General features: G+C 58.5%; 9 protein-coding genes. 8 read left to right on the top strand and 1 reads right to left on the bottom strand.

The genetic code is table 11. The features are described 5' to 3' along the window. A partial coding sequence (locus DH10_RS03140) for a cyclic nucleotide-binding domain-containing protein (protein WP_210327749.1) occupies positions 1–266 on the bottom strand: 266 nt, incomplete at its 3' end. Between the two features lie 1,004 nt (positions 267–1,270). Between DH10_RS03140 and DH10_RS37540 the strand changes: the two genes are divergently transcribed. The 8 genes from DH10_RS37540 to DH10_RS03105 all read left to right on the top strand — a co-directional run bounded on the left by DH10_RS37540 (position 1,271) and on the right by DH10_RS03105 (position 9,030). Beyond that, positions 1,271–1,699, top strand: a complete 429-nt coding sequence (locus DH10_RS37540) for an ATP-dependent DNA ligase (RefSeq protein WP_281396957.1) — start codon at positions 1,271–1,273, stop codon at positions 1,697–1,699. Then, positions 1,656–1,886, top strand: a complete 231-nt coding sequence (locus DH10_RS37535) for an ATP-dependent DNA ligase (RefSeq protein WP_312891353.1) — start codon at positions 1,656–1,658, stop codon at positions 1,884–1,886. Before DH10_RS37540 ends, DH10_RS37535 begins: the two co-directional genes overlap by 44 nt. Positions 1,887–2,254: 368 nt before the next feature. Then, positions 2,255–3,904 carry a putative bifunctional diguanylate cyclase/phosphodiesterase gene (locus tag DH10_RS03130; RefSeq protein ID WP_192257476.1) on the top strand — a complete coding sequence of 550 codons (1,650 nt, stop codon included), beginning with the start codon at positions 2,255–2,257 and terminating at the stop codon, positions 3,902–3,904. Between the two features lie 134 nt (positions 3,905–4,038). Further along, positions 4,039–4,566, top strand: a complete 528-nt coding sequence (locus tag DH10_RS03125; RefSeq protein ID WP_376774935.1) for a ubiquinone biosynthesis methyltransferase UbiE — start codon at positions 4,039–4,041, stop codon at positions 4,564–4,566. Then, positions 4,563–5,741, top strand: a complete 1,179-nt coding sequence (locus DH10_RS03120) for a class I SAM-dependent methyltransferase (protein ID WP_192384188.1) — start codon at positions 4,563–4,565, stop codon at positions 5,739–5,741. The genes DH10_RS03125 and DH10_RS03120 overlap by 4 nt, the downstream gene beginning before the upstream one ends. Next, the gene (locus tag DH10_RS03115; protein WP_192384187.1) at positions 5,738–8,110 is read left to right on the top strand and encodes a PP2C family protein-serine/threonine phosphatase; all 2,373 of its coding nucleotides are present in this window, start codon (positions 5,738–5,740) and stop codon (positions 8,108–8,110) included. The genes DH10_RS03120 and DH10_RS03115 overlap by 4 nt, the downstream gene beginning before the upstream one ends. A gap of 2 nt (positions 8,111–8,112) precedes the next feature. After that, a complete protein-coding gene (locus tag DH10_RS03110) occupies positions 8,113–8,673 on the top strand; it encodes a slr1658 superfamily regulator (protein ID WP_192257470.1) in 561 nt (186 codons plus the stop codon). A gap of 18 nt (positions 8,674–8,691) precedes the next feature. Continuing rightward, entirely contained in the window at positions 8,692–9,030 is a 339-nt protein-coding gene (locus DH10_RS03105; RefSeq protein WP_192384186.1) for a slr1659 superfamily regulator, read from the top strand. The last annotated feature ends 398 nt before the right edge of the window (positions 9,031–9,428 follow it).

Below are 9,428 nucleotides of genomic sequence, written 5' to 3'. Positions count from 1 at the left end.
TCTGGATCAATGAGTCCTGACCCTAGTTCGCCCTGTGCGATCTCGGCGACCGAGCCAATCGGATCTCCTTTGTGTACCGTAAAGCGGCCGGACAGCACGACGAAGAACCTGTCCGATGGATCGCCTTCGCGAACCAGGACCTCACCGCGTCTCAGGACCCGACGGTCGGATTCGGCAGCCAAAGCCTCGAGCGCCAGCAACGACGCCCGATCGAACATCAATGTCGCCGACAATAATCTCGCGGCGAGAGAATCGACGGAGGACATTTGAGCCATCCCGGGGACGCATTCGCTCCGGTAATTGTATCCCGTACCGCTCGTGTTTGCAGCGTCGCCGCAACGTTGCCGGCTGGAGCCCGTACGCTCCACAATCGTCGCAAGAAATCGGCGTGTCTGGACCGGCGTCAGCAGGAATTCTCAACCTGATGGTGAGGCAGTATGGGCATTCCAACTGATGGTCGAGATATTTCGGAGCTATCTGGCCGTTCACCGTCTGCCCTGACATCCATTCCACAAAGTGAGGATCGACGGTCTCAAAGCCGGTGAAATCGCGGATCATCTGCGCGGCGAAGTCGCGCCATTGGCTTTCGGGAATTTTCTCTTCGATGCTCCGTGGCCGATGTTTGAGGTATTCAATCAGAAAGCGACCTGGGTTGAAACGGGCTGCTTTCACGCATGACCGCCAGCTTTGCAACGGACGGCCGGTTTGCGCTGGCCCGTCTTCCCGCTGACCCGAAACGACTTCGGTGACCACGCTGGAGGTTATGTGTGCTCGGCAACGTCTCATTAGAATGCCGCCCGGAGTCCTGCTGGGTGCCGGGCGGCAAACCCGCTACTGAGCAAGGCGACTGCGTGGGCTGACGCCACCCCAAATAGCACGAGCCCTGGGAGAGAGATGCCGCGTCGATATCGAGATATGTACGCCCGGATAAGTATTTGGATGCGCAGCTAACGACAATGCGACCCTATTCGTAGATGTTCGCGATGACTTAGCGGGGGCTCGGCACAGGCGGCAGGTTTCCAAGTTGGGGGGAATATCGCACCGCCTGTGCCGATCGCGCCACTGCTATCCGTCAAAGGTGGTGGCGTAAGTGAGTTAGCGTGCCAAGGCCGGGGCGGCCGGCTGGTGTTCATTCAGTCGCAGAATGGCTTAGTGGGGGCTCGGTGGCTTAGTGGGGCTCGGCACAGGCGGGGCAGGAATCCAAGTTGGGGGATATCGGACCGCCTGTGCCGCTCGCGTTCACCGCTATCCGTCAAAGATGGTGGCGTAGTTGGGTAAGCGTGCCAAGGTCGACGGCGACCGGCTGGAGTTCATTCCGCCGCAGATGCCATCTCTTGTCGAGCAGCCACCCGAAGATGAGGGGTGGGTTCACGAGGCCAAGCTCGACGGCTACCGGACGCAGATCATCATCGATAAGGGCGGCGTGCGTTTCTACAATAAGAACGGCAGGGATTGGACGACAAAATACTGGCCCATCGCCCTGGCAGTCGAACTTCCATGCCGGGGCACCGCCATTCTGGACGGCGAGGTGATTGTGTCAGGCGAGCGGGGTACGCCCGATTCCCCTGAACTGGAAGCCGCGATCTGGATGAGCCGAGCCGGCTGGTGTTCGTCGCGTTCACATCCTCCATCTCGACTGTCGCAATCTTGCCCCGTTGCCCTTGCTGCAGCGCAAACAAGCGCTGCGGCAATTGGTTGAGCCTGGCGTCGGCAAGATCCAATACAGTGAGCATTTTGAGGGCGACGCGCTGGCGATCTTTCGCGCCATCGAGAAAACCAGGCTTAATGGCGTCATTTCGAAACGCGCCGACAGCCGCTACAGGAGCGGACCGTCTAAAACATGGCTGAAGGTCAGATATTCGAGAAAGCCGATTTCGAACTGCTAGGTGATAGTCCCGCGCGGGCTGCGAACGCCGCTCCGCCCCGTTTGCCTTAATATTTCGAATCAGACGCCTGCGGCAATTATCTGCAAATTATCAATTTATTAACAATTAATGGCTGCTCATCGTGTGGATAAACGCCCGCCAGTCACGGCGGAGCATGCATCGCGACTACGCTGCACACTACGCTTGTTAAGAATGCGAGCTGAAAGTTTGCCAAGCTTGACGGTTATGCTATTTTCGAACTGGGGGACGCACATTGGCACCGCCTATGGAGGTGGCACTTGCATCCAAAGGCATCAGGCGCCGGCAAGGAGAATGAGGGGCCTTCCTCTAACGCTGCATATACCGCCGAAGCGCTTCTCGCTGACCTTTTGGCGAACACGACCGAACTCTTGTCGTTCTATAATCGCGACTTCCGGCTGACGCACTACGCAGCCAGGCTCAAAGGCATGTATGGAGGCTTAGTGGCGCAGGGTGCCGCCATTTGGGATATCTATCCGAGCTTCCTCGATTCGCGCTGTCGCGACGAATTTCTTCGGGTGTTCCAGGGCGGCTCTCCGGCAAGCATCAACTTGCCGCGATCACCGGCCGAGTCACCGCGGTCCGTTTTCGTCTTCGGCACGGCAAATGGTGTCGGAATCATCGAATCGAGAGCGCACGGTGGGCGCAGCGCAGCGGAGGAGCGGGAGCACGTAGTTCTGCTCCATCAGGCGACGCACGACGTGCTGACCGGACTGCAGAATCGGCGGCGATTCGGTGAGCGGCTGCAGCAAGCGCTGGCGGTCATCGGCGGACCAAAGCCGAAAGCCGCCCTGCTGCAAATCGACCTTGACGATTTCAAAGCGGTCAATGACACGCTCGGCCATGGAGCGGGCGACACGCTTCTTCAGCTCGCGGCAGGTCGAATCCGCGACGCGCTGCAGGACGGCGAATCCGCCTACCGGTATGCCGGCGATGAGTTCGCTGTCATCCAATTGGGCAAGGAGCAGCCCGCGGAAGCCGAACGTCTTGCCGGATCGCTGGTCGACGCGTTCAAGGAGCCGTTCGTCATCAACGGCATTTCCCTCTTCGTTGGCTCGAGTATCGGAATTGCATTCGGGCCGGAGCATGGGACCGACGGCGAGCAGCTGATGAAAGCCGCCGACATTGCTCTTTACGCAGCCAAGACGGATGGACGCGGTTGCGCTCGAACGTTCAACCGTTCGATGCTGCTCTTGCTCGAGCAACGCGAAAATCTGAGGCGCAGCCTTCGAACCGCGCTGGAGCGGGGCGAGCTCTATCTTGAGTATCAGCCGCTCATTCGGCCACCGTCGTCGGTGATCGGTTTCGAAGCGCTGCTGCGATGGCGGCACCCCGAGGTCGGGATCATTCCGCCCAGCGTGTTCATACCCATCGCGGAAGCCGACGGTCTTATGGACGAGATCGGACGATGGGTGCTCGAGCAAGCTTGTCGCCAGGCATTGACGTGGCCTTCCTCGCTGACAGTCGCAGTCAACCTGTCGCCGGCTCAGTTCCTGAGTGGTTCGCTGACCGACACGGTCGCTCAGATCGTCGACGCAGTTGGAATCCGAGCTGACAGGCTTGAACTTGAGATAACCGAAACGGTTCTTCTTGAGAAGACGATCGACAATATCGATACGTTAAATACTTTGAACGTTTTGGGAATACGTATCTCGCTCGACGATTTTGGAACGTACTATTCATCCTTGAGCTATCTAAAGAATTTTCCATTCGACACCTTGAAAATAGATCAATACTTCATCACGGACTTGGAGACCGACCTAAAAAGCCAAACGATCGTGCGATCGATCATCAATCTGGCGCACGGCTTGGGAATAAGCGTCACTGCTGAGGGGGTCGAGACGTCGGCACAGGCACGTTGGCTGATCAAGGAGAATTGCGATTGCCTGCAAGGTAATTTCCTGGGACGGCCGCTCGGAGCCGAGGCAACCAGCGATTTCGTCAGGCGGTCCCCGCCGAAGGGGGGGCGAGCGATGGAGGAATCAAATCGGGCGCTCTAGCGCCTTGCACCCGTTGTGAAGTGGAGAGTTGTAAAAGCGATCGAGGCAGAGCGCGCAATTCTTGTCATGTAAGACTGGGGTCATCACGAGGCGGTCATCGCGCCACCAGGGCTCAAATGATGGAATAAGAGAGGATGCCGATGGGACCTGTTCATCATGACCTGGCCGGCGAGCCGACTTTTGAGCCGATGATCCAGATCGACATGGAAATCAGAACTTTTGTCTCCGCCTGGAGACACTGCGATTATGTCTCGACATACATGGCCCGGATGATCAGTCAAAATCGATCAGACTCGGTCCGGCATTCAAATCTCTTTTCCTCTGCGTTCAACGAGTTGCTGGAAGTCGCGTTTCGAACGCGCCATGCCGATGGCGCACTGGCATGCAGGGTGTCTCGCCATGGCGCGACGGATAGGATCGAGCTGACATTCCCTTGCCTGCCAGAAGAGCGACAATTCTACGAAGAAGCCGTATCGCAAGTCGCCGGATTTGAAGCCAGGGAGCGATACCTTAATTCCGTGTCCGGGGATCTCGCCCCCAGCCGGGAGATCGTACTCCTTGAACTGGCTGTCGACTACAACGCAACACTCAGGGTCGAGGAAGCCGACGGCGATGCGATCAAGCTTGTCGTGGATTTGCCGCTTGAGGGCCTGCAACATTGAGCCCCAACGACCTCCTCCCACGCTTCAAGGCGCAATACGACGCCAACAACCAGGAGTTCTCCATATCGGGGGTGGTCCGGCCTCAGGCGATCGATGAGCTTGGGCCCAGCATAGCATTGCTTCGTGATGCGATCGGCCGTGTGCGCGGCGTTCTCTACGTCAATGTCAGACGCCTGACGCAGATGAACAACGCTGCATTTCATGCTTTTTCGAGGATCATCATTGATGCCTGCCGGGCTCGACCCGATCTCAAATTTGTTGTCATCACGTCAAGCGTCGTTGGATGGACCTCGCGAAAATTCGGTCGCTTGAGCGGAATCGAACCGAACGTCACGGTCGAGGAGTATGACAGCCAATTCTATCCGGGGCAGGGCTTTCTCGAGGAAGGCGGGTTCGTCCCAATCCTGCGCACGCAGACAAAGATGACATGGCGCCACGAGCGCGCAATCTTGCCGCGACACGGCATGAGGCCCGGGATCGTCATGGCCGACATCTGTTGCGGGATCGGTGATTTCGCCGTGCTGGTGCAGAAGGAGTTCCAGCCATCGCGGATCGTCGCCCTCGATCACTCGATATCAAGCCTGAACTATGCTCGACGAGTGATGCGGGAGTTCGATATCCGGGGCATAGAATATACCTATGGCGATGCGTCGGAAATGCTGCTCGACGAAGCGCAGTTTGACCTGGTTACCTGCCGGCATTCCCTGCAAATCTTCAATCGACCTGAACTCATCCTCAAGGAACTCTACCGCATATGCAAGCCAGGCGGGCGGGTCTACATCACCAACGAGAAGAATTCGCATTGCCTCGGCGAGCCGCGCGCCGAAAGCATTCGTTGGACCTACAATGAGGTGGCGAAGCTGTTCGGGCATTTCGAGATGGACGTCGAGCTTGGGCCAAAAAGCCGGCGATATCTGATGGAAGCCGGATTCGAAGACATCCGTGTCGAGACCTTCATGGTCACTAACCTGGACGGCGATCCGCAGGATTTCGCCGATGTCATTGCGGCCTGGGCGGATGTCTATGCGGGCGAGATGGCGACCAGGCGCGGCGATGGGCCGGAGTTCGTCGCTCGGTTCCGGCAGGGCTTCCAGGACCACATTTTCGCTGCGCTCCACCCCAAGGGTTATGCGGGTTGGCCGATCTGGGTCGCATCGGGGCGACGTCCGCAATGAAAGCCGACAATGAGCCTGCACCGCGCTTCGGCCTGCGCTCCTTTCGAGCGAAATTCGTATTGGTCGTTGGCGGCGCCGTACTGTTCGACCTCCTGCTGAGCGGTGGTTTGGCGCTTTGGAACGTCCAAAAGCTGTCGCGCGACGCCACATCGGAAGTCGGTGAGGGCCTGACGACCGCAAACCAGGAGTACATTCGTTCCTATGCCGAGTCGACGGCGTTGAGCGTCGACCTGCTTCTCGATCGGGTTCATGGCGACGTCAAGGCGCTGGCCGGCGTGCTGCAGGCCCAGATCGACGATCCGACGAGGCAGCAACAGGTCGGAGCGACGCTTTCGCATGAAGCGCCCGGCTCCGTGAAGCTCGTCTACGACGCGCAGGGCGATTGGGCGCAGAACCTGCCGGGCGCGCCTTCCGTGGTAAGCGTCTGGGGCTACCTGCTGGGCGCCGACCACACTCCGCTGCCCGGCGTTCAGCAGGAAATAGAAGACAGTACCGTGATCGATCTCGTCGCGCCGACCCTCATGGCCAGCGGATCGTCCAAGCTGCAGATGTACTATATTGGTCCAAAGGAACGGCCGATCTTCAGGACGGTGCCGTATACGAACCAGGCACAGACCTTCGACAAGCTCTATCCGGGCCACAACAAGGCGGAATTCTGGGAGTTCTTCTTTCCGGGAATCTATGGTTCATGGCAGCAATGGACCAGGGATCCAGCCTCACGTCCGGTCCCTGACGATATTACCCAGACAGCGCCTTACACAGATGCGATCACGGGAAAGCTGATCGTCAGCTTTTTCCACCCGCTGTGGACGCATGATCGCACCGGTATCGCCGGTACGGCGGGGGCAGACATCACTCTCGATCAGCTCGCGGAAGTCGTCGAAAGGGTGAAGATCGCTGATGCTGAAACCGGGTTCGGCTTCCTCACGATGTCGACTGGCAACGTGGTGGCGATCAATCCGTCGGGCCAGGCGATCATCGGCCTGACTTCATCGAGCGACGCGGGCACGCAGGGCGTCACCGGCTTGGAGAGGTCACTACGGGGAAGTACGCAGCCGGCTATCGCGTCGCTGCCTCTCGACCAGAATAATGACGGTGTCATTCAGCATATCATGCTCGACAACAAGGGCGAACGCGTACCCTACATCGTTGTCCTCAAGCGATTGAAGCCGACCAACCTGTGGAGTTCGGGACCGATCAAGTCCGAAACGATGTCGGTCGGGATCGTCGTTCCCGAACGGGAGATCTATGCATCCCTGTTCGCCGCGCAGGAGAGTATTTCGCGCGCAACCAACCGTATTCTGCTCTTTCAGATCGCCGCGATCGTCGTTTCGCTTCTGATTGTCTTTGCGGCCGTGCTCGGAATTTCGAAGCGCATCACCGCGGGCCTCAGGGCGCTCGCCGGCGCCGCCCAGAGGCTCCAGTCCAAAGACTACTCAGTGCGCGTCAGCATCCCAACGCGCGACGAGGTTGGAGCGGCAGGGATCGCCTTCAACCGCATGGCTGAGCAGATCAGCTTTCACACGGAAAACCTCGAGCAACTCGTCGACGAACGGACGAGGGAGCTCGGGGACGCAAATCAGGAGATTTCCGCACTCAACGAAAAGCTGCGGGACGAGAACGTCCGCCTCGGCGCCGAGCTCGCGGTTGCCAGGCAGATCCAGATGATGGTCCTGCCGAAACAATTCGAACTCGAAGCGATTCCAGGGCTGGAAATCGCGGCCTACATGCGGCCGGCCGACGAGGTCGGCGGGGACTACTACGACGTCCTGCAGAACGGATCACGGGTCAAGATCGGCATCGGCGACGTGACAGGCCATGGTCTCGAGAGCGGTGTACTGATGCTGATGGTCCAATCCGTTGCACGCGCCTTGCAGGAGGCCAACGAATTGGATCCGCACCAGTTTCTGGTTCGGCTGAACAGAGCGATCTACAAGAACATCGAGCGGACGAACACCGACAAGCATCTTTCGCTGGCCTTTCTTGACTTTGAGGATGGGTGGGTAACGCTATCCGGCCAGCATGAGGATGTTCTCGTCGTGCGCGCGGATGGGGATGTCGAACGTATCGATACGCTTGATCTGGGTCTGCCGGTTGGCCTGGAAACCGACATCTCGCAGTTCATCGACACGCGTGACATCGTGTTCGGGAGCGGCGACGTGATCGTGTTGCACACCGACGGTGTGACCGAGGCGGAAGACGAAGACAGAAGACTGTTCGGGTTCGATCGCCTCTGCCGGAGCGTGCAGAAGCGCCACGGCAGGAGCGCCGAGGAAATCAAGACCGGGATCATTGAGGATCTGATGGCCCATATCGGAATCCAGAAGATCCACGACGACATCACCCTCGTGATCATAAGGCACACATAGAAATGACAGCGCTGTTCGGTACCCCTGACATTGCAATCGGTATGAAGGAGAGTGTCAGTCGCGTGCGGCTGTTCGACGGGCCTCTCGACCTGAGTTGGCGTCATTGCGCTACGACCTCGGACTTCATCGCCGATCTTTTCGCGTTGCGCTTTCAGTCGTCCCGCAATGACTACATGGAGGTGCGGCATAGCATCGGATATCTGGTCAACGAACTCATCGAAAACGCTGTCAAGTTTCGCGCACCGGGCGAGATCGTGATCGAGGCGTCGATGGATTCGGAATGCTTCAAGCTCAAGGTGTCGAATGACGTCGATGGTGAAAACGCGTCCGAGTTCCAAAGCCTCCTGGCGGACATCACTCTTGGCGACCCCAAGGACCTGCTGATACAGCGAATCGAAGCGAATGCCGCGAACCCCGACGCGGGGCGCTCCGGGCTCGGATTGCTGACGTTGATGAGCGACTATGGCGCGCGCCTGGCCTGGATATTCAGTTCTGCCGACGAAGACGATCGGATCTGCCTGGAGACATATGCCTCCATACCGATCTCGCAAACTCACAACTAGATGAGACGAAGCCAGGCTATGGAAATCAAGACAGACGACTACCGCGTTTGGGTTGAGGGAAGTGACATATATTTCGACGGTGCAATGCGGCTTGCCAGTTCCGAGGCCGGTGCGCCCATCACGGCTTTGGCGACCAGCGTTCTTGCCTCAAATCCCCCTTCCATTACCCTCAATTTGAAGGACCTTCACTTTCTCAACTCCTCCGGCATCAACCTGCTGGCGAAATTTACCATCGAGGTGCGCAAGCATCCCGACGTTCGACTCGTCGTGCGCGGAACGCCCGACATACCCTGGCAATCGAAATCATTGCCCAATCTGAAGAAGCTGCATCCCGCCCTGATGCTATTGATGGACTGACAGGTTTGTCCGCAAGTCAATGCATCCCGTCAATCGTCAGTTGATCGATGCGGCGATAAACCGCCAATTGAAATCGAAGGCACACTTGAAGGCCGGCCGTTGGTGCCGTTCCTATGCGAGTCGTGGGGGCCTAACGAGTGCCGCGGTCGCCAGCATTGGCCGTAGGATGGCGGCCGAGGGTAGCCCTGTCGGCTGGCTCTGTCCTTCGCACTGCGGATGCATAGGCTTCACGGCCTCACTGAAAGCGCGCCGGTCGCGACAAAGTCTGCCACCAAATCCAAGCCTCCATCGCAGGGGCTTTCATCGCAGGGCTTGTAGGCATGGCGGTCCGCTTCTAGCCCTGCTATTCTGAAGACGGACAGTCCGCTCACGCGAAGAGTTTCGGGCGCCGGCAGGCG

Source organism: Mesorhizobium silamurunense, from assembly GCF_014843825.1.
GTDB lineage: Bacteria > Pseudomonadota > Alphaproteobacteria > Rhizobiales > Rhizobiaceae > Mesorhizobium > Mesorhizobium silamurunense.
This window is presented reverse-complemented; position numbering and strand designations above follow the sequence as displayed.